At 69.5% G+C, this 19,589-nt stretch carries 20 protein-coding genes; 15 read left to right on the top strand and 5 right to left on the bottom strand.

What is annotated here, in order from left to right; all coding sequences use genetic code 11:
• Nucleotides 1–185: 185 nt before the first annotated feature.
• Together P8A20_RS16525 and P8A20_RS16530 are read left to right on the top strand one after the other, a co-directional pair.
• Complete coding sequence (locus P8A20_RS16525) at nt 186–470, top strand: AbrB/MazE/SpoVT family DNA-binding domain-containing protein (RefSeq protein ID WP_261988571.1); 285 nt, start codon at nt 186–188, stop codon at nt 468–470.
• A 22-nt stretch (nt 471–492) separates the two neighbouring features.
• Entirely contained in the window at nt 493–810 is a 318-nt protein-coding gene (locus tag P8A20_RS16530; RefSeq protein WP_306103751.1) for a hypothetical protein, read from the top strand.
• Between the two features lie 85 nt (nt 811–895).
• On the opposite strand, the gene P8A20_RS16535 is transcribed toward P8A20_RS16530, so the two are convergent.
• Nucleotides 896–2,716: a bifunctional metallophosphatase/5'-nucleotidase gene (locus tag P8A20_RS16535; RefSeq protein ID WP_306103752.1), complete on the bottom strand. Its 1,821-nt coding sequence runs from the start codon at nt 2,714–2,716 to the stop codon at nt 896–898.
• A 182-nt stretch (nt 2,717–2,898) separates the two neighbouring features.
• Between P8A20_RS16535 and P8A20_RS16540 the strand changes: the two genes are divergently transcribed.
• The 12 genes from P8A20_RS16540 to pstB all read left to right on the top strand — a co-directional run bounded on the left by P8A20_RS16540 (nt 2,899) and on the right by pstB (nt 15,801).
• Nucleotides 2,899–3,969: a PDDEXK nuclease domain-containing protein gene (locus P8A20_RS16540; RefSeq protein WP_147958426.1), complete on the top strand. Its 1,071-nt coding sequence runs from the start codon at nt 2,899–2,901 to the stop codon at nt 3,967–3,969.
• A gap of 85 nt (nt 3,970–4,054) precedes the next feature.
• Nucleotides 4,055–4,978 (top strand): mycothiol synthase, encoded by a 924-nt coding sequence (mshD, locus tag P8A20_RS16545; RefSeq protein ID WP_306103753.1) that lies wholly within the window; start codon nt 4,055–4,057, stop codon nt 4,976–4,978.
• Between the two features lie 92 nt (nt 4,979–5,070).
• Nucleotides 5,071–5,481 carry a GntR family transcriptional regulator gene (locus tag P8A20_RS16550; protein ID WP_147958427.1) on the top strand — a complete coding sequence of 137 codons (411 nt, stop codon included), beginning with the start codon at nt 5,071–5,073 and terminating at the stop codon, nt 5,479–5,481.
• Nucleotides 5,478–6,371, top strand: a complete 894-nt coding sequence (locus tag P8A20_RS16555; RefSeq protein ID WP_306103754.1) for an ABC transporter ATP-binding protein — start codon at nt 5,478–5,480, stop codon at nt 6,369–6,371. Before P8A20_RS16550 ends, P8A20_RS16555 begins: the two co-directional genes overlap by 4 nt.
• The gene (locus P8A20_RS16560; RefSeq protein WP_306103755.1) at nt 6,368–7,342 is read left to right on the top strand and encodes an ABC-2 membrane transporter-related protein; all 975 of its coding nucleotides are present in this window, start codon (nt 6,368–6,370) and stop codon (nt 7,340–7,342) included. Before P8A20_RS16555 ends, P8A20_RS16560 begins: the two co-directional genes overlap by 4 nt.
• Before the next feature lie 281 nt (nt 7,343–7,623).
• Nucleotides 7,624–9,870, top strand: a complete 2,247-nt coding sequence (locus tag P8A20_RS16565) for an RNA degradosome polyphosphate kinase (RefSeq protein ID WP_306103756.1) — start codon at nt 7,624–7,626, stop codon at nt 9,868–9,870.
• The gene (locus P8A20_RS16570; RefSeq protein WP_147958430.1) at nt 9,857–10,849 is read left to right on the top strand and encodes a CHAD domain-containing protein; all 993 of its coding nucleotides are present in this window, start codon (nt 9,857–9,859) and stop codon (nt 10,847–10,849) included. The genes P8A20_RS16565 and P8A20_RS16570 overlap by 14 nt, the downstream gene beginning before the upstream one ends.
• Nucleotides 10,846–11,271, top strand: a complete 426-nt coding sequence (locus P8A20_RS16575) for an NUDIX hydrolase (protein ID WP_147958431.1) — start codon at nt 10,846–10,848, stop codon at nt 11,269–11,271. The genes P8A20_RS16570 and P8A20_RS16575 overlap by 4 nt, the downstream gene beginning before the upstream one ends.
• Before the next feature lie 366 nt (nt 11,272–11,637).
• Entirely contained in the window at nt 11,638–12,771 is a 1,134-nt protein-coding gene (gene pstS, locus P8A20_RS16580) for a phosphate ABC transporter substrate-binding protein PstS (RefSeq protein WP_147958432.1), read from the top strand.
• 135 nt (nt 12,772–12,906) lie between these two features.
• Entirely contained in the window at nt 12,907–13,899 is a 993-nt protein-coding gene (pstC, locus tag P8A20_RS16585) for a phosphate ABC transporter permease subunit PstC (protein WP_147958433.1), read from the top strand.
• Nucleotides 13,896–14,984: a phosphate ABC transporter permease PstA gene (pstA, locus tag P8A20_RS16590; protein WP_147958434.1), complete on the top strand. Its 1,089-nt coding sequence runs from the start codon at nt 13,896–13,898 to the stop codon at nt 14,982–14,984. The genes pstC and pstA overlap by 4 nt, the downstream gene beginning before the upstream one ends.
• 40 nt (nt 14,985–15,024) lie before the next feature.
• The gene (pstB, locus tag P8A20_RS16595; RefSeq protein ID WP_147958435.1) at nt 15,025–15,801 is read left to right on the top strand and encodes a phosphate ABC transporter ATP-binding protein PstB; all 777 of its coding nucleotides are present in this window, start codon (nt 15,025–15,027) and stop codon (nt 15,799–15,801) included.
• A 138-nt stretch (nt 15,802–15,939) separates the two neighbouring features.
• On the opposite strand, the gene P8A20_RS16600 is transcribed toward pstB, so the two are convergent.
• Both P8A20_RS16600 and P8A20_RS16605 read right to left on the bottom strand, forming a co-directional pair.
• Entirely contained in the window at nt 15,940–16,938 is a 999-nt protein-coding gene (locus P8A20_RS16600; RefSeq protein ID WP_147958436.1) for an inorganic phosphate transporter, read from the bottom strand.
• Nucleotides 16,939–16,943: 5 nt separating this feature from the next.
• Complete coding sequence (locus P8A20_RS16605) at nt 16,944–17,564, bottom strand: DUF47 domain-containing protein (RefSeq protein ID WP_147958437.1); 621 nt, start codon at nt 17,562–17,564, stop codon at nt 16,944–16,946.
• 221 nt (nt 17,565–17,785) lie between these two features.
• Between P8A20_RS16605 and P8A20_RS16610 the strand changes: the two genes are divergently transcribed.
• Nucleotides 17,786–18,178, top strand: a complete 393-nt coding sequence (locus P8A20_RS16610) for a metal-sensitive transcriptional regulator (protein ID WP_306103757.1) — start codon at nt 17,786–17,788, stop codon at nt 18,176–18,178.
• Nucleotides 18,179–18,284: 106 nt separating this feature from the next.
• Here the strand turns inward: P8A20_RS16610 and P8A20_RS16615 are convergent, their stop codons facing one another.
• On the bottom strand, nt 18,285–18,494 hold the full coding sequence (locus P8A20_RS16615; RefSeq protein ID WP_187282087.1) for a hypothetical protein: 210 nt from the start codon (nt 18,492–18,494) through the stop codon (nt 18,285–18,287).
• Nucleotides 18,495–18,593: 99 nt separating this feature from the next.
• Nucleotides 18,594–19,481, bottom strand: a complete 888-nt coding sequence (locus P8A20_RS16620; RefSeq protein ID WP_187282088.1) for an SCO4651 family lipoprotein — start codon at nt 19,479–19,481, stop codon at nt 18,594–18,596.
• Between the last annotated feature and the right edge of the window lie 108 nt (nt 19,482–19,589).

A 19,589-nucleotide genomic window follows, 5' to 3' on the forward strand; every position in this document is an offset into this window, starting at 1 on the left:
ACCGACGCCCGCGTGGCCGGAACCCGTCGACCACCGTCCGACCACCCCACCCCACCCCCACCACGCACAGGACGAAAACCCTGGCACCGAGCAGCAGAATGCAAGATTGCGAATTTCTTAAACTTGCAATATTCGTATTTCATGCTACCTTGGTAAGGATGGCGACAGAGGTAGGAGGTCATTGCGTGACTGGAGCCACAGCCATACTGCGAACGAACGGGCAGATCACACTGCCCAAGGCCATTCGGGCAGCCCTCGGGGTGAACCAGGGCGACGAAATCGAGTTCGAGATCACCGGCGCCGGTGAAGTGACGGTGCACGGACTCACCAAGATCCGCTCCGACCAGGCCTGGTTCTGGACTCCGGAGTGGCAGGAGGGCGAGCGCAGAAGCAGCGAGGACATCGCTGCCGGTCGCACCGCCGTCCACGAGGACACGGACAGCATGTTCGCGCACCTCGACGAAGACTGACCCCTGACACCGGGAGGCCCGATTGCCCACTTTTGAGACGACTGCCCACTTCAAGCGCGACTTCAAGACTTTGAAGCCCGAGGAGCGGAAGCGCTTCGAGGACGTCATCCGGAAGAAGTTCGTTCCGGATGTGGAGTTGGGGCAGTTCCGACCCGGACTCCGGGTCAAGCCGGTTCAGGGCATCTCGTTGCCGCAGGGCGCACGCCCTGTCATGGAGATGACTTGGGCACCGGACGGTCGTGCCACCTGGCAGTACGGAGACGAAGTCCGCCCAGGGGTGACGCACATCCTGTGGCGCCGAGTGGGGGGCCACGACATCTTCGTCCCCGGGCCTGCCTGAACAAGCCGATGGTCCGCCACGTGGCGTGGCGGACCATCGGTCTCCGGGCCGGACGGGAGCAGCGGGACGCTCCCGTGTGACGGCGTTACTGCACGATCGTGATCCGGTCCGTGGCCGGCGGGGCCAGCGGTGCGGAAGCCGTGGAGTGGGCCGCCAGGTAGGCGTTGAACAGGTCCAGGTCGGAAGCGCCGACCAGCTTGTTCGTGCCCTGGCCGAGGGCCGCGAAGCCGTCGCCGCCACCCGCGAGGAACTCGTTCATCGCGACGCGGTACGACTTCGCCGGGTCGATCGCCTCGCCGTTCAGACGGATCGTGTCCGCGACCACCCGTGCGGCGCCCGACTTCGTCATGTCCAGCGTGTAGGTGAGGCCCTTCGAGACCTGGAGGATCTTCGGCGACGCCTCGTTCGAGCCGCTGACCTGCTGCTGGAGAGCGGCGACCAGCTGCGCGCCGGTCAGGTCGACGACGTTCATCATGTTGGTGAACGGCTGGACCGTGAACGCCTCGCCGTAGGTCACCACCCCGTCGCCCTCACTGCCGGACGCCGTGTACACCAGGTCGGAGCGGATACCGCCCGGGTTCATGAACGCGACCACCGCAGCACCCTTGTCCGCGGGGGCCAGGCCCTCGAGCTGGGCGTCGGCGATGAGGTTGCCGAGCGGCTTCTCGGGGGCCGTGGAGCCGCGGCCGTTGATGTCGGCGGAGATGTACCCCTGCGGGCGGCCCGCGATGGGGGCGGCGAGCGTGTTCCAGCGGGCGATCAGCGCCGTCATGTCCGTGGCCTTGGCCTGGTCGCGGCTGACGATGTGATTCGCCGACTTCGCGGACTTCACCGACGTGCGCACTATGTCCTTGGTGCGGCGGTCGTAGGTGAGGGTCGTGTCCGTGTAGAGCTTGCCGAACGACGACGCCGAGGTGACCATGCGCGGATTGCCGGAGGGGTCCGGGACCGTGCAGACGTACGCCTGGTGGGTGTGGCCCGTGACCAGGGCGTCGACCTTCGGCGTGATGCCCTTGGCGATCTCGACGATCGGCCCGGAGATGCCGTCACCGGCGCCCGGGCTGTCGCAGTCGTAGTTGTACGAGGAGGAGGCCGGGGCCCCGCCCTCGTGGATCAGCGCGACGATGGACTTGACGCCCTGGCGGTCCAGCTCCTTGGCGTACTTGTTGACCGTCTCGATCTCGTCGTGGAACTTCAGGCCCTTGACACCGTTCGCCGTGACGATGTTCGGCGTGCCCTCCAGGGTGACCCCGATGAAGCCGATCTTGACGCCGTTCTTCTTCCAGACCGTGTACGGCTTGAGGATCGGCTTGCCGGTCTTCTCGTTCGTCACGTTGGCCGCGAGGTAGGGGAAGTCCGCGCCCTTGAACTTCTTGCCCTTCTCGTAGCAGCCCTCGACCGGGTGACAGCCGCCGTTCTGCAGACGGGCCAGCTCGGTGGCCCCCTCGTCGAACTCGTGGTTGCCCACGGCCGTCACGTCGAGGTCGAGCCCGTTGAGCGCCTCGATGGTGGGCTCGTCGTGGAACAGCCCCGAGAGCAGCGGGCTCGCGCCCACCATGTCGCCGCCGGCCGCCGTGACGGAGTACGGGTGCCCCTTGCGCGCGGTGCGCAGCGAGGTGGCGAGGTACTCGACGCCGCCGGCCGGAACCGACTTCACCGTGCCGTCGGCCTGCGTCTCACCGACCGTCCCGGCGGAACCGGCCGGCGGCTCCAGGTTGCCGTGCAGGTCGTTGAAGGACAGCAGCTGCACGTCGACCGTGCGGGACGACGGGTGGTGGCCGTGGCCGTGGCCCTTGTCGTGCGCGCCGGCCGGCATCGCTGCGACGAGCGCGCCGACGGTGACGAGCCCGGCGGTGGCGGCGAGCACCCGCCGGGGCACACGGTTCTTCTGCGGAGTCGCTGACATCGGTCCCCTTGTAAGTGTCTGGATCCTGCGTCCCGCAGCCTAGAGTCAACGCGCGTAGCGCGACAGGTGTCCGGGGTTACGAACTGGTTGCCGCACACCCGGAAAGGGTTCGATCACCCATAAGGCGTATATATGCGAGCAGAAACGTCACCGCCTGCATACGCGCCGGAAGCCTGTACCCCGTGGACAACGAACTCACTGCCGAGGCAGTCGTACCGGCCCAGCACCGGACCGAACTGCCTCCCGGCTTCTACGAGATGGTCGACGACCTCAAGTCGATCGTGCGCGGCGCGCACCTGCGCGCACAGCTCAAGGTGAACACCGAGATGCTCCAGATGTACTGGGAGATCGGCCGGACGATTCTGGAGCGCCAGGGAGCCGAGAGGTGGGGGACGAAGGTCGTCGGGCGGATCGCCACGGAACTGCGGACCGAGTTCCCCGACCAGCGGGGGTTCGGCGCACGCAACCTGCAGTACATGCAGCAGATGGCTCGGACGTGGCCCGAACAGTTTGCGCAGCAAGCTGCTGCGCAGTTGCCCTGGGGCCATCTCCAGCTCCTCATGGACAAGTGCAAGACCCGCTTCGAGCTGGACTTCTACGCTCAGCACGCCGTGTACCACGGCTGGTCCCGCGACCGCCTCACCACTCACATCCGCAGCGGGCTCCATCTGGCCCAGGGCGCGGCCGCCAACAACTTCGACGTCACCATCCCGGAGCAATCCGAGGCCGCGACACAGATCTTCAAGGATCCGTACCGCCTGGAGTTCACCCAGCTGTCGGACACCGCCGCCGAGCGCGAGCTCGAGGACGCACTGACGAACAAGATCATCCAGTTCCTCACCGAGCTCGGCTTCGGATTCGCCTTCGTAGGCCGCCAGTACCCTCTCACCGTGGGCGATACGGAGTTCCGTATCGACCTGCTCTTCTACCACTTCAGGCTGCACCGCTTCGTGGTGGTCGAGTTGAAGACCACCAGGGCTCACCCTTCGCACCTCGGGCAGCTCAGCTTCTACGTCACCGCGGTGGACCGCCTCCTGCGCGACCCGGAGCGGGACGACCGGACGCTCGGCATCCTCATCGCGGAGAGCCAGGACGCGACGACGGTCGAATTCGCCCTCCAGTCGCAGAACCAGCCCCTCGCGGTCAGCACGTACGCAGGCCTCCCTCCGGGCGTGCGGGCGCTGATGCCCACCACCGACGACCTCTCCCGCATCGCCCGTGAGGTCCTGCACGGCGGGCCGGGCCCGGAATGACAGGGCGGGCTGACGTGACGGCGCCCTTGCGGGCCGGGCGGCATCCTGCCCCGGCGCCCCACGCCCGCGCCGTACGCTCGTACCCATGACGACTGACGCACCCCTCCCCTCCCCCGGACGCGAGATCGAGACCCTCGACGCGCTCACCCCCGAGCAGGCCGACGCCGTCCTGGCCCTCCTCGGCGAGGCCGCCGGGACCGATGGCCGGCAGGCAGTCTCCGAGCAGGGGCGGCTGCAGTTGAGGGGCGGTCACCGTGAGGGCGTACGGCATTTCCTGCTCAGCGTCGACGGCACCCTGGCCGGTTACGCGCAGCTGGAGGACGCGGATCCCGTCGAGGCCCCCGCCGCCGAGCTGGTCGTGGCTCCCGCCCACCGGGGCCGTGGGCACGGCCGGGCGCTGGGTGCCGCGCTCCTCGCCGCGACGGGGAAGCGGCTGCGGGTCTGGGCGCACGGCGGCAAGTCTGCCGCCCGGCACCTGGCACAGGTGCTCGGCCTCTCCCTCTTCCGCGAACTGCGCCAGCTCCGCCGCCCGCTGGACACCCTCGACATCGCCGAGCCGCCGCTCCCGCCGGGCGTCACCGTCCGCACCTTCGTGCCGGGCCAGGACGACGCGGCCTGGCTCGCCGTCAACAGTGCCGCTTTCGCGCACCACCCGGAGCAGGGCTCCCTCACCCAGCGGGACCTGGACGACCGCAAGGCCGAGCCCTGGTTCGACCCCAAGGGCTTCTTCCTCGCCGAGCGCGACGGGGAGATCATCGGCTTCCACTGGACGAAGGTGCACGCCGAGGACGAGCTCGGTGAGGTCTACGTCGTCGGCATCAGGCCCGACGCGCAGGGCGGCGGCCTCGGCAAGGCACTCACCGCGATCGGACTGCGCCACCTCGCCTCCCTGGGGCTGCCCACGGCCATGCTCTACGTCGACGCCGACAACCTGGCGGCCGTGTCGGTGTACGAGCGGATGGGCTTCGCCACGCACGAGGTCGACCTGATGTACCGCACGGAGTCCTGAGCAGCACCAACGCTCCCAGGGGCGGCGTCACTTGACGTCGCCCCTCTCTTGCGCCACCCTTTCACTACTCAATTAGTGAAAGGGTGGTGAACATGGCAGAGTCCGCAGCGGTCGAGTTCCGTATCGACCGGCGCAGCGGCGTCGCCACCTATCTCCAGATCGTGCAGCAGACCAAGCAGGCGCTCCGTCTCGGTGTGCTGGAGCCGGGCGACCGTCTGCCCACGGCCCGCGAGGTCGTCGAGGCCACGGCGATCAACCCGAACACCGTGCTCAAGGCCTACCGCGAACTGGAACGCGAAGGACTCGTCGAGGCCCGCCGGGGCCTGGGCACCTTCGTCCGCCGGACCCTCGGCAGCGCGGCGGTCACGACCGACCCGCCGCTGCGTGCCGAGCTCACCGAGTGGACCCGCAGGGCCCGCGCCGCCGGCCTGGACAGGGACGACGTGAGCGCGCTCTTCACCGACGTACTGGACAGCACATTCAAGGGGGACCAGGACTCATGACAGGTGCCGCGATCGAGGCGAACGGCCTCGGTATGGCTTACGGGAGACGGCGTGGACGGGCGCTGAGTAACTGCTCGTTCCGGCTGCCCGCCGGACGGATATGCGCCCTCGTCGGGCCCAACGGCGCCGGGAAGTCCACCCTGCTCGCCCTCACGGCCGGCCTGCTCCGGCCCTCCGATGGATCCGTGCGGGTGCTCGGCTCGACCCCCGCCGAGGCGCGTCCGCGTATCGCCTACGTGGCACAGGACAAGCCGCTGTACCCGCAGCTCACCGTGGCCGACACCCTGTGGGCCGGGGCCGAGCTCAACCCCGCCACCTGGGACCGGGCGGCTGCCGACCGGGTCGCGGGACCGCTCCCCCACGGCGCGAAGGTCCGCTCGCTGTCGGGCGGCCAGCGCACCCGGCTCGCCCTGGCGCTCGCTCTCGGCAAGCGGCCCGAACTCATGCTGCTGGACGAGCCGATGGCCGATCTCGACCCGCTCGCCCGGCTCCAGCTGATGGGTGTCCTGATGGCCGAGGCCGCCGAACACGGGACCACCATCGTGATGTCCTCGCACATCCTCACCGAGCTGGAGGGTGCCTGCGACTACCTCCTGCTCGTCGACGGCGGGCGGGTGCGTCTGGGCGGTGAGAGCGAGGACATCGTCGCGGCACACGCCGTACTCACCGGCCAGGTCCGCGACCTCGCCCCGCACACGGTCGTCGAGTCCCGCACGACGGGACGTCAGATGACCGCACTGGTACGGAAGGAGGGGCCGGTGGACCAGGCCGCCTGGGACGTCACGGAACCCTCCCTGGAGGAGCTGCTGCTGGCCCACCTCCGCTCACCGGAGGCCCCGCCGCTGATGACGCCCAGCGCGCACGCCCGGCAGGAGGTGGCCGCGATATGAGCACTCTCACCACGCTGCGCGGCCCCGCCCGCCTCGTCGTACGGCAGCACCGGTGGACGCTGTGGACCGCCGGCGGGCTCGCCCTGGCCGGGGTGATCACCCTCGTCGTGACGGCCCTGTGGTCGGCGCACCTCGTCGACGCCTTCGAGTCCGGCCCCTGCTCGGTCGAGGGAGACCCTGGCCGCAGCTGTCTCCAACCCGTCCGCGACTACATGGACGCCACCTTCAGCCTCACCGGGGTGTTCAACCTTGCCGGCCTGGCGCTGAGGGTTCTGCCCCTGATCGCCGGCGCGTTCGTCGCGGGACCGATGATCGCCAGGGAACTGGAGAGCGGCACCTTCAAGGTCTCCTGGACGCAGTCCGTGTCGCCCGCCCGATGGCTCGCCGCCAAGCTCGCCGTGCCCGCCGCGCTGCTGCTGGCCGGTGTGTCCGTACTGACGGCCGTACTCACCTGGGCGCGGTCCTATGCGGACACGCCCTACCCGGTCCAGTGGCATGACGCACCTGTCTTCAGCACTTCGGGAGTCCTCCCCCTCGCCCATACCTTCTTCGGGATGTGCGTCGGAGCGCTCGCCGGCCTGCTGATACGCCGCACCCTCCACGCGTTGACCGTCTCCGCGCTCGTCACCGGCGCGGCCCTCACTGTCCTCACCTACCGGCGCCAGGAGCTGTGGCCCTCGCGAACGCTCACCGGCACCACCGTGAACGCAAAAGAGGGCATGTGGTGGGTGGAAGCAGGCGACCTCACCAGCAGCGGTGAACGGCTGCCGCAAGACGTGTGCGCCCAGGCCGTGTCCGAGAGCGCCCGGACCCGGTGTTTCGCGGACAACGACATCACCGGCCACTACCTCGACTATCACCCCGCCTCGCACTTCTGGCCCCTCCAGCTCGTCGAGACCGGCATCCTGCTCGCCCTCGCCGCCGTGGCCGTCGCCGTCGCCTTCCGCGTCCTGCGCCGCCGCACGGGCTGATATACCACCCCCTGTCCGGGCCCCGGGGGGAGTCCGGGCAGGGGGTTCACCTACGGTGACGACAGGCGGCACGGGGACGGCACCGCAGCCACACCGCTTCCTGTACGTCATGTCATCGTTACCGGCCATTCAGACGGGCTTGCGACCCTCACGGGATGCAGCCAGCTGTGCCCACCCCCCGCAACGGGAGCGGCCCCGGCCCGGGACCGACTTCCGCTTCTTCCGCGATCTTTATGGGCTCCGACGCGCCTGAGGAGCCGAACGCGCGGAAGAATAGGTCCATGAGCCAGCAGCCCAGCTCCGAGGTCCCGGTCCAGCCCGCCCAGCCGTCGGTCGGCTCCCTCGCCTCCCACCGGCCGCACGCCGTCGCGGGCTCCGTGCCCGCGGGTCTGTCCACCGCCGCCGATCTGGACCCTGATCTGGACAACGACCCGGACGCCTACGAGCCCGACGCAGAGGGCGACGAGCTGCCCCAGGGCCGTTTCCTGGACCGGGAGCGCAGTTGGCTCGCGTTCAACGAACGAGTTCTGGAACTCGCCGAGGACCCGACCACCCCGCTACTCGAACGGGCTAACTTCCTCGCCATCTTCGCCTCGAACCTGGACGAGTTCTTCATGGTCCGGGTCGCCGGGCTCAAGCGCCGTATCGCGACCGGTGTCGCCACCCGGTCCGCGTCCGGGCTGCAGCCCCGCGAGGTCCTGGACCTGATCTGGACCCGTTCCCGTGAGCTCATGGCCCGGCACGCCGCCTGCTACCAGCAGGACGTCGCCCCCGCCCTGTCCGACGAGGGCATCCAGCTGGTCCGCTGGCCCGACCTGACCGAGAAGGAGCAGGCCCGCCTGTTCACCTTCTTCCGGCAGCGGGTCTTCCCCGTGCTGACGCCGCTGGCCGTCGACCCCGCGCACCCGTTCCCGTACATCTCCGGGCTCTCGCTGAACCTCGCCGTGGTCGTGCGCAACCCCGTCAGCGGCCACCGGCACTTCGCCCGCGTGAAGGTCCCGCCGCTGCTCACCCGCTTCCTGGAGGCGTCCCCGCAGCGTTACGTCCCGATAGAGGACATCATCGCGGCCCACCTCGAAGAGCTGTTCCCGGGCATGGAGGTCCTCGCGCACCACATGTTCCGGGTCACCAGGAACGAGGACCTGGAGGTCGAGGAGGACGACGCCGAGAACCTGCTCCAGGCCCTGGAGAAGGAGCTCATGCGGCGCCGTTTCGGCCCGCCGGTCCGCCTGGAGGTCGAGGAGTCCATCGACCCGTACGTCCTGGACCTGCTCGTACGCGAGCTGAAGATCTCCGAGACCGAGCTCTACCCGCTGCCGGGACCGCTCGACCTCACCGGACTGTTCGGCATCGCCTCGCTGGACCGGCCCGAGCTGAAGTACCCCAAGTTCGTCGCCGGCACCCACCGCGACCTCGCCGAGGTCGAGTCCGCCTCGGCGCCCGACATATTCGCCGCCCTGCGCGAACGCGACGTACTGCTGCACCACCCGTACGACTCCTTCTCCACCTCCGTCCAGGCGTTCCTGGAGCAGGCGGCGGGTGACCCGGACGTCCTCGCGATCAAGCAGACCCTGTACCGGACCTCCGGCGACTCCCCGATAGTGGACGCCCTGATCGACGCGGCCGAATCAGGCAAGCAGGTCCTCGTCCTCGTCGAGATCAAGGCCCGCTTCGACGAGCAGGCCAACATCAAGTGGGCCCGCAAGCTGGAGGAGTCCGGCTGCCACGTCGTCTACGGCCTCGTCGGCCTCAAGACCCACTGCAAGCTGTCGCTCGTCGTCCGGCAGGAGGGCGACACGCTGCGCCGCTACTCCCACGTCGGCACCGGCAACTACCACCCCAAGACGGCACGGCTCTACGAGGACCTCGGGCTGCTGACCGCCGACCCGCAGGTCGGGGCCGACCTCTCCGACCTCTTCAACCGGCTCTCCGGCTACTCCCGCCGCGAGACCTACCGCCGGCTGCTGGTCGCCCCGAAGTCCCTGCGCGACGGACTGATCGCCCGCATCAACAAGGAGATCACCCACCACCGCGCGGGCCGCTCCGCCTACGTACGCATCAAGGTCAACTCGATGGTCGACGAAGCGGTCATCGACGCCTGCTACCGGGCGGGACAGGCCGGAGTGCCCGTCGACATCTGGGTACGCGGGATCTGCGCGATCCGCCCCGGAGTCAGCGGCCTCTCCGAGAACATCCGGGTCCGCTCGATACTGGGCCGCTTCCTCGAACACTCCCGGCTCTTCGCCTTCGGCAACGGCGGCGAGCCCGAAGTGTGGTTCGGCAGCGCCGACATGATGCACCGTAACCTCGACCGCCGGATCGAAGCACTGGTCCGCGTCACCGACCCCGCGCATCGCGCCGCCCTCAGCAGGCTCCTGGAGACAGGGATGTCCGACACCACCTCGTCCTGGCACCTGGGCCCCGACGGAAACTGGACCCGGCACTCCACGGACGCGGACGGGCAGCCGCTGCGGCACGTACAAGAGATGCTCATTGACGCCCGGAGGCGCCGGCGTGCGACGCCCTGACCACCAGACGACGACCCTCACCGCGGAAGCGGTGCTCGCGCCCTACCTGCGCGAACAGGCCGCCTCCTTCCTGCGGGGCCTGCGGCTGCAACGCGAGCACAGCGCTCCCGCCGACGCCGGCACGCAGCGCGCCGACGAGGCCGCCCGCGCGCTGCGCCACGCGGCACGCCGGATCAGCGGCACGCTGCACACCTTCCGGGGCGCGCTCGAACCGGTCTGGGCCGACCAGCTCCGAGCCGAACTGGCCTGGCTCTCCGGCACGCTGGCCCGGGAGCACGCGTACGCCACCCGCCTCGGCCGGCTCCTGGACGCGCTGCACCAGCTCTCCGGGGCCTCTCTCCCGGCGGCCCGGCCCCCCTCGGGGGAAGGCGCCTCCGAGACCGACAAGGAGCGGGCCGCACTCGGTGTCGGCGCGGCCCGTGCCGGAGCCCTCCTGGAACGGCGGCTGACCCTCGCCAGGACCCGCGCCCACTCGGCGGCGCTCCAGGCTCTGGGCTCCTCCCGCTTCCACGCCGTCGCGGACGCGGTCGCGCTGCTCGCCTCGGAGGTCCCCCTGTCGCCCTCCGCCGCGGAACCGGCCGGCCTGGTGCTGCACGCCCCGGCCGAGCTGGCCGAGCAGCGGATGCTGGACGCGGTGGCCGCACTGCCGCCCGACGAGGCGGTGGAACCGTACAACGAGGCCCACGACGCCCTCTGGCACCAGGCCCGTCAGCTGCTCCGGCTGCACCGGTACGCGCACGAGCTGCTGCGGGGCGCTCCCGATCCGGCTCTCGTCGGGCCGGGGCACGCGCTGGACCTGCACCGGGACGCGGCAGAGGCCGCGGCTGCCGCCTCGGCGGCGGCGCGCACCCCTCGCATCGCCCCCGCGACGGCGTACGCCCTGGGCGTGCTGCACGCCGACCAGCGGCACGAGGTGGAGGCGGCACGCGGGGTGTTCCGGGAGACCTGGCCACACGCGGCTGCCGTGACCGCGTCATGAGCGGCACCGTGCGGGCCGCGGGCTGCGTGCTCTGGCGCCGCGCCCCGGACGGCGGGCTGGAGATCTGCCTCGTCCACAGGCCCCGCTACGACGACTGGTCGTACCCCAAGGGCAAGCTGAAGCGTGGCGAGACGCCGCTGGAGGCCGCCCGGCGCGAGGTCCTGGAGGAGACGGGCCACCACTGCGTGCCGGGCGCCCCGCTGCCGACGGCCCTGTACACGGCGAACGGGCGCCCCAAGGAGGTCAGCTACTGGGCGGCGGAGGCTGCCGAGGGCACCTTCGTGCCGAACGACGAGGTCGACCGGCTGGCCTGGCTGGCCCCGGGGACCGTCCGCGACAGGCTGTCCCGTCCCGGGGACCGCGTCCAGCTCGACGCCTTCCTGCGCATCGGACCGGCGGACCCGGGACCGTCCGGCTACTGAGCCCCCGCGGGCGGACCCGGACCGTCCGGCGGCCGGGCCCCGCCGCGCCCGGCACCCGGCGCGCAGAGCCCCGAAGACACCCTTCACAGGCCCCGGCCGGGCCGCGCCCGGCCTCGGGGACCGGCCCGTGCGGTCCCGGCCCGGTCCCCGAGGACGGCCGGGGCGTCCTCCTGCCCCGCCGCACTACCAGCGGAACCAGCCCGCCCGGCACGGTTCACCTGCCGTTCACTCTGCCCCGTAGGGCGCTTCACCTGTTCTGCCTAATTTCGGACGTACCCGGTGCACGGCACCAAGCCACGCACCACTCCGTCGCACGCCGCCTCGTCCCCACCAGCCGCGGCGGCTCCTGGAAGGAACACCCCGAAAGTGAAGCTTCAGCGCAAGAACCGGCTTCGTGCCACCGCGCTCGGTGCCCTCGCCGTCTCCGGCGCCCTGGTCCTCACGGCGTGCGGTTCGGACGACAACACCGGCGCCGACGCGGGCGGCGACAAGACCAGCGCCGCGGCGTCGAACATCAAGTGCGACGACGCCGAGGGCCAGCTGCGCGCTTCCGGGTCCAGCGCCCAGAAGAACGCGATGGACCTCTGGGTCAAGAACTACATGGCCGCTTGTTCCGGCGTGGAGGTCAACTACAGCTCCTCCTCGTCCGGCGAGGGCATCGTCGCCTTCAACCAGGGCACCGTCGGCTTCGCCGGCTCGGACTCCGCCCTGAAGCCCGAAGAGGTCGCCGAGTCGAAGAAGATCTGCAAGACCGGCCAGGGAATCAACCTCCCGATGGTCGGCGGTCCGATCGCGGTCGGCTTCCACCTGGAGGGCGTCGACAAGCTCACGCTGGACGCCTCCACCCTCGCCAAGATCTTCGACACCAAGATCAAGAAGTGGAACGACCCGGCGATCGCCAAGCTCAACGACGGCGTGAAGCTGCCGGACAAGCCGATCCAGGCCTTCCACCGCTCCGAGGACTCCGGCACCACGCAGAACCTCGGCAAGTACCTGAACGCCGCGGCCCCGGGCGACTGGAAGTACGAGGCCGAGAAGAAGTGGCCCGCCCCCGGTGGCCAGGCCGCGTCCGGCTCCTCCGGCATCGCCAGCCAGGTGAAGGCCGTCGACGGCTCCATCGGCTACTTCGAGCTGTCGTACGCCAAGTCGCAGGAGATCACCACCGTCGACATCAACACGGGCGGTGCGACCCCGGTCGAGGCCACCTCGGAGAACGCCTCCAAGGCCATCGCCGCCGCCAAGGTCAAGGGCACCGGCAAGGACCTGGCGCTCGACCTCGACTACACCACCAAGGCCGAGGGCGCCTACCCGCTGGTCCTGGTCACGTACGAGGTCGTCTGCGACACCGGCAACAAGGCCGACACCCTCGGCACCGTCAAGTCCTTCCTGACCTACACCGCCTCCGCGGAAGGCCAGAAGGTCCTCACCGACGCCGGCTACGCCCCGATCCCCGAGGCCATCAACGCCAAGGTCCGCGAGACCGTCGCCGGTCTCTCGTAACCAGGCCACCGCACGACACGCACGCACAGGCGGGCCGGTCCGGCGCACCCCTCCGGACCGGCCCCCACCGCCCGACCCATCCGGTGCACCGCCGCCAGGGGAGCCAGCCGCTCCCCCACACAGACCGGAAAGACCATGGCTTCCACCACACCGCTCGACATCCCACCGGCTCCGCCGGCCACGCGCGGCCGCCCCAAGTCCACCGGGCGCGCCGGCGACAAGATCTTCCTGAGTCTCTCCCGCGGCTCGGGCATCCTGCTGCTCGTGCTCATGGCGTCGATCGCCGTGTTCCTCAGCTACCGCTCCGTCATAGCCATCTCGAAGGACGAGGGAAACTTCCTCACCACCTTCGACTGGAACCCGGCCGGTGACCCGCCGGTCTTCGGCATCGCGGTCCTCCTCTTCGGCACGGTCGTCAGCTCGATCATCGCGATGCTCATCGCGGTTCCGATCGCTGTCGGCATCGCCCTCTTCATCTCGCACTACGCGCCGCGCAAGCTGGCCGCGCCGATCGCCTACGTGATCGACCTGCTCGCCGCGGTGCCCAGCATCGTCTACGGCATCTGGGGCGCCCTCGTCCTCGTGCCGTACCTGGAGGGCCTGAACCTCTGGCTCGACCAGTTCTTCGGATGGACGTACATCTTCGAGAAGACCGAGGTCGGCGTCGCCCGCTCGCTCTTCACCGTCGGCATCCTGCTCGCGATCATGATCCTGCCGATCGTGACCAGCGTCAGCCGCGAGGTCTTCCTCCAGGTCCCGAAGATGAACGAGGAGGCCGCGCTGGCCCTCGGCGCCACCCGCTGGGAGGTCATCCGCCTCTCGGTGCTGCCCTTCGGCCGCTCCGGCATCATCTCCGCCTCGATGCTGGGCCTGGGCCGGGCACTCGGCGAGACGATGGCCGTCGCCACGGTCCTGTCGCCGAGCTTCCTCATCTCGCTGCACGTGCTCAATCCGGGCGGCGGAACCTTCGCACAGAACATCGCGGCCAAGTTCGGCGAGGCCGACGAGTTCGGGCGTGACGCCCTGATCGCCTCGGGCCTCGTCCTCTTCGTCCTCACCCTGCTGGTCAACGGCGCGGCCCGGCTCATCATCGCCCGCCGCAAGGAGTACTCGGGGGCCAACGCATGAGCAACGCCACCACCACCGACGTCCAGGACAAGCGTCCTCGGACCTCGCCGGAACCCCGCAAGGGCGGCCTCAGCAGCCGCAGCCTCCCCCGCTGGGCCCCGCTCGGCTTCGCCGCCCTGGGGATCGCCCTCGGTGTGGGGATCTCCCTGGCCGCCGGCTGGCACAGCCGCGTGCAGTGGGGCCTGCTCTCCGCCCTGCTCTTCCTGGCCATCTCGTACGTCGCCACGACCGTGATCGAGAACCAGCGCCAGGCCAAGGACCGCCTCGCCACCAGCATCGTCTGGGTGTGCTTCCTCGTCGCCGTCGTCCCGCTCGCCTCGCTGCTCTGGACCACGATCAGCCGCGGCTCCGAGCGCCTCGACGGATACTTCCTCAGCCACTCGATGGCCGGGGTCCTCGGCTCCGAGGACAGCGGCGGTGTCTACCACGCCCTGATCGGCACCCTGGAACAGGTCGGGATCGCGACCGTCATCTCGGCCCCGGTGGGGCTGCTGACCGCCGTCTACCTGGTCGAGTACGGCAAGGGCACGCTCGCCAAGGCCGTCACCTTCTTCGTCGACGTCATGACGGGCATCCCGTCCATCGTGGCCGGTCTCTTCATCCTGTCGATCATGCTGATCGGCAGCATCGAGCCCTCCGGCCTGATGGGCGCGCTGGCCCTGACCATCCTGATGGTCCCCGTCGTGGTCCGCTCCACCGAGGAGATGCTCAAGCTCGTCCCGAACGAGCTCCGCGAGGCCTCCCTCGCCCTCGGCATCCCGAAGTGGCGCACCATCCTGAAGGTGGTCCTGCCCACCGCGATCGGCGGCATCACCACCGGCGTCATGCTCGCCATCGCCCGTATCGCGGGAGAGACGGCACCGATCATCCTGCTGGTCTTCGGCAGCCAGCTGATCAACACGAACCCCTTCGAAGGCGCCCAGTCCTCGCTGCCCTTCTACATCTACGAGCAGTACAAGATCGGCGAGGCCGCGTCCTACGACCGCGCCTGGGCGGCAGCCCTGGTCCTGATCGCCTTCGTCATGATCCTCAATCTGGTGGCCCGCGGCATCGCCCGCTGGAAGGCCCCCAAGACCGGTCGCTGACGCGGCCATCAGCGACCTCCCGAAAGAAGCAGTGATTCACATGGCCAAGCGCATCGACATCGGCGGACTCACCGCCTACTACGGCTCCCACAAGGCCATCGAGGACATCTCGATGACGGTGGAGCCCCGCTCCGTGACCGCCTTCATCGGCCCCTCCGGCTGCGGCAAGTCCACCTTCCTGCGCACCCTGAACCGCATGCACGAGGTCACCCCCGGCGGCCGCGTCGAGGGCAAGGTACTGCTGGACGACGAGGACCTGTACGGACCCGGCGTGGACCCCGTCACCGTGCGCCGCACGGTCGGCATGGTCTTCCAGCGCCCGAACCCCTTCCCGACGATGTCGATCTTCGACAACGTCGCGGCCGGCCTGCGGCTGAACGGCTCGTACCGCAAGAACCAGCTGTCCGAAATCGTCGAGAAGTCCCTCAAGGGCGCCAACCTCTGGAACGAGGTCAAGGACCGCCTGAACAAGCCGGGCTCCGGCCTCTCCGGAGGCCAGCAGCAGCGCCTGTGCATCGCCCGCGCGATCGCGGTCGAGCCGGACGTGCTCCTGATGGACGAGCCGTGCTCGGCGCTCGACCCGATCTCGACCCTCGCCATCGAGGACCTGATCGGCGAGCTGAAGGAGCGCTTCACGATCGTCATCGTGACGCACAACATGCAGCAGGCGGCACGCGTCTCGGACCGTACGGCCTTCTTCAACCTCTCGGCGGTCGGCAAGCCCGGCCGACTGATCGAGATCGACGAGACGGAGCGGATCTTCTCCAACCCGTCGGTGCAGGCGACCGAGGACTACATCTCGGGCCGCTTCGGATAACCACAGACGGCCTTGGGGTGCTGCATGGCGGTGCCACCACAAGGCGAAAGGGTCCGCCCCTGCTCCTCTGTGGAGAGCAGGGGCGGACCCATTCCGTGTCCTACGGGCCGCGGCGGCCGTCCGCCGCGGGGATTCGGCTCAGCCGAAGAGCAGCACGACGATGCCGTAGCTCGCCGCGGCGACCAGCGCCGCGGCGGGCATCGTGATGAACCAGCCCATGATGATGTTCTTGGCCACGCCCCAGCGGACCGCGTTCACCCGCTTCGTCGCGCCGACACCCATGATCGCCGAGGTGATCACATGAGTCGTGGAGATCGGTGCGTGGAACAGGAACGCCGAACCGAACATGATCGACGCGCCGGTCGTCTCGGCCGCGAAGCCCTGCGGCGGGTCCAGCTCGATGATCTTGCGACCCAGCGTCCGCATGATGCGCCAGCCGCCCGCGTACGTCCCGAGGGACAGCATCGCCGCACAGGCGATCTTCACCCAGACCGGGATCTCGTCGTTCGGGCCCTCGACATCGGCGATGACCAGGGCCATCACCACGATGCCCATCGTCTTCTGGGCGTCCTGCAGACCGTGCCCGAGGGCCATACCCGCCGCCGAGACCGTCTGCGCGATACGGAAACCGCGCTTGGCCTTGTGAGGGTTGGCCTTCCTGAATATCCACATGATCACGACCATCACCAGATAGCCGACGACCAGGCCGATGACCGGGGACAGGAACATCGGGATGACGACCTTGTCGAGCACCCCGTCCCAGTGCACCATCGTCCCGCCGGCCAGCGCCGCGCCGACCATGCCGCCGAAAAGGGCGTGCGAGGACGACGACGGGAGGCCGTAGTACCAGGTGATCAGGTTCCAGATGATCGCTCCGACCAGCGCCGCGAAGAGGATGCCCATCCCCTTCTGGCCTTCGGGCGTGGCGATCAGGCCTTCGCTGACGGTCTTGGCGACCCCCTGGCCCAGGAAGGCGCCTGCGAGGTTCATCACAGCGGCCATCGCCAGAGCCGCACGCGGGGTCAGCGCCCGGGTGGAGACCGAGGTGGCGATGGCGTTCGCCGAGTCGTGGAAGCCGTTCGTATACGTGAAGCCGAGCGCGACACCGATGGTCACGATCAGCGCAAAGGTGTCCACGAGGTTCAGGACTCCTTGACCGCGATGGTCTCCACGGTGTTGGCGACGTGCTCGAACGCGTCAGCCGCCTCTTCCAGCACATCCACGATCTGCTTGAGCTTCAGCACTTCCATGGCGTCGTACTTGCCGTTGAAGAGCTGGGCCAGCAGCTTGCGGTGGATCTGGTCGGCCTGGTTCTCCAGACGGTTGACCTCGATCCAGTACTCGGTGAGGTTCTCCATGGTCCGCAGACTCGGCATGGCCTCGGCGGTCAGTTCCGCCGCCCTGGCCAGGACCTCGATCTGCTGCTCGACACCCTTGGGGAGCTCGTCGACCTGGTACAGGACGACCAGGTCGACGGCCTCCTCCATGAAGTCCATGATGTCGTCGAGCGACGACGCGAGGTTGTAGATGTCCTCGCGGTCGAACGGCGTGATGAAGGAGGAGTTCAGCTGGTGGAAGATCGCGTGGGTGGCATCGTCCCCCGCGTGCTCCGCTGCCCGCATACGCTCCGCGATCTCGACTCGGGAGGCAGAATCCGCCCCGAGCAGTTCCATGAGGAGTTTCGAGCCCGTGACGATGTTGTCCGCGGATGCGGAAAACATGTCGTAGAAGCTCGTCTCCCTGGGGGTCAGACGAAAGCGCACGTGGGGTCCTCGGGGTGCTTTGGATTCGGTCAGGCTGATGCTAGGCGCATCATCCGGCCACGGCTAACCGGCGTTCTTCAGTGTCGCGCATCGGGCACAGTGATCAGCACGGCCCCCCGGTCACGTTTCGGCTCGATTCGGTACGATATACCCGGCAGGGGTATGCAGACGGCACAGAACGGCACGCGCACCGCAGGCCAAGAGGACAACGGGAGGACCCCATGACCACCACCGAGGCCGCCGACACGGCCGGTACGGACGCGGTCGGTACGGGCACAGCCGGTACGGACGCGGTCGGCACGGACGCGGTCGTCACCGACCACGACCGCGGAATCCACGGCTACCACCACCAGAAGGAGGAGCACCTCAAGCGCCTTCGCCGCATCGAGGGCCAGATCCGCGGCCTCCAGCGGATGGTGGACGAGGACGTCTACTGCATCGACATACTCACCCAGGTCTCGGCGTCCACGAAGGCCCTGCAGTCCTTCGCGCTCCAGCTGCTGGAGGAGCATCTGCGCCACTGTGTCGCGGACGCCGCGCTCAAGGGCGGCAAGGAGATCGACGCGAAGGTCGAGGAGGCCACCAAGGCGATCGCCCGCCTCCTGCGTACATGACGTGCGCGCAGACGGTGGCGCGGGCAGGGGACGCGACAGGCGCAGGGACGGCGACACACACAGGGACGGCGGCGTTGACCCTGACAGCGGCGTGGCCAGGGGCGGATCATCCCCGGTGGCGGGCCTGCCGGGGAATCGTAGGGGCCGACTCGGGCGCATCCGCCCTGACGTTCAGCACCTCGTCGATACGGTCCGGACTGAGCCGGTCCTCGAGCGCGTCGGCCGCCGCGATCATGAGTTCGGCGCACAGTTCGATCTCGGCGAGGGCCACACCGTCCTGAGCGTTCGGAGCGCTGAGCGTCACCACCTGCGTCACCTCTCTCTGCTGTCGCCGATTCCTGGCGCACCGACTCCCTAGCGTAGGGAGCGCGGCACACGCCGCGCATGGCACGGACGGACCATTTCGGCCCCCTCCCTACGGCGCTTCCGGGCCGCTCCGCCCCTGCTCGACCTGCCCCGTGTAGATGTCCGTCTCGGGCGGCAGCTGCACGGAGACCGGCGCCCCGAAGCCGTAGAGAAGCATCGTCGAGACCACCGCCACCGCCGGCCCCTCGGTCGCGAAGGTGAAGCGGTGGCGCACCTTCCGCAACAGCCCCTCGTCGTCCAGATACGCGTCGAAGGGCACCGAGTCCGTGCTGAACCCTTTCGCCGCCGCGTCGAGGGCCCCGCGCGAGGACGGCGAGGCCGCCCGCGCCGCCCGTCCGATGTCCGCGACCCCCCGGTAGTGCCGGACCGTGACCCCGGCCAGCTCCGTCCTCCCGACGTAACGCACCTCGTCCGCGCCGCGCAGCAGCTCGGCGGAGGCCATCGGATCGGTCACACCACCGGTGACCAGATTGCCGTCCTCCAGGGTGGTCGTGTCGATCCGCACCCATTTGCCGGCGGGCACCCCGGCACCCCGGTTCTTCATGTACAGCGCACCGGGCGCCAGCAGTTCCGTGATCGGCCGGTGCTCGTGGGACCCCGTGGCGTCCTTCGGCAGGACGACCCTGATCCGCCCCAGCTGTCTCCGGAAGTCGTACGCCCCCTCGCCCCGGATCGTCACCCGGGTACCGCCGGCCGCCGTCTCCATCGACGTACGCGTCTCGGCGCTTCCCGCACCGGCCAGTTCCTCGGCCGCCCGCCGGACCACGGCCACGGGCGTGCCGGCCGGGTCGTCCAGGGCGACCGCCCGCCGACCGGCCCCGTCACCGCCGTCACCGCCCGGATCGGAGCACCCGCTGCCCACCGTCATCACGCCGGCGACAGCCAGGGCGCACAGCGCCAGTGCCCCGCCTCCGCACCTGTGCTGTCGCACCACCATCGCCTGCCAACCCCCAACGACGTACACCTGACCGAGTTCCCGCCCGTCCCGCCTAACGACGGCCGGGGCGCCCCGTCACGCCATGGGCCCCCTCACGGCAGCCGATCG

The sequence above is a fragment of the Streptomyces sp. Alt3 genome, assembly GCF_030719215.1.
Classification (GTDB): domain Bacteria; phylum Actinomycetota; class Actinomycetes; order Streptomycetales; family Streptomycetaceae; genus Streptomyces; species Streptomyces glycanivorans.

Bases quoted from the DNA above. Each gene is read 5' to 3' on its own strand.
- P8A20_RS16555 (WP_306103754.1), top strand. From the start codon at position 5,478: ATGACAGGTGCCGCGATCGAGGCGAACGGCCTCGGTATGGCTTACGGG.
- pstA (WP_147958434.1), top strand. From the start codon at position 13,896: ATGAGCAACGCCACCACCACCGACGTCCAGGACAAGCGTCCTCGGACC.
- P8A20_RS16550 (WP_147958427.1), top strand. From the start codon at position 5,071: ATGGCAGAGTCCGCAGCGGTCGAGTTCCGTATCGACCGGCGCAGCGGC.
- P8A20_RS16565 (WP_306103756.1), top strand. From the start codon at position 7,624: ATGAGCCAGCAGCCCAGCTCCGAGGTCCCGGTCCAGCCCGCCCAGCCG.
- mshD (WP_306103753.1), top strand. From the start codon at position 4,055: ATGACGACTGACGCACCCCTCCCCTCCCCCGGACGCGAGATCGAGACC.
- P8A20_RS16535 (WP_306103752.1), bottom strand. From the start codon at position 2,716: ATGTCAGCGACTCCGCAGAAGAACCGTGTGCCCCGGCGGGTGCTCGCC.
- P8A20_RS16575 (WP_147958431.1), top strand. From the start codon at position 10,846: ATGAGCGGCACCGTGCGGGCCGCGGGCTGCGTGCTCTGGCGCCGCGCC.
- pstB (WP_147958435.1), top strand. From the start codon at position 15,025: ATGGCCAAGCGCATCGACATCGGCGGACTCACCGCCTACTACGGCTCC.
- P8A20_RS16560 (WP_306103755.1), top strand. From the start codon at position 6,368: ATGAGCACTCTCACCACGCTGCGCGGCCCCGCCCGCCTCGTCGTACGG.
- P8A20_RS16620 (WP_187282088.1), bottom strand. From the start codon at position 19,481: ATGGTGGTGCGACAGCACAGGTGCGGAGGCGGGGCACTGGCGCTGTGC.
- P8A20_RS16610 (WP_306103757.1), top strand. From the start codon at position 17,786: ATGACCACCACCGAGGCCGCCGACACGGCCGGTACGGACGCGGTCGGT.
- pstC (WP_147958433.1), top strand. From the start codon at position 12,907: ATGGCTTCCACCACACCGCTCGACATCCCACCGGCTCCGCCGGCCACG.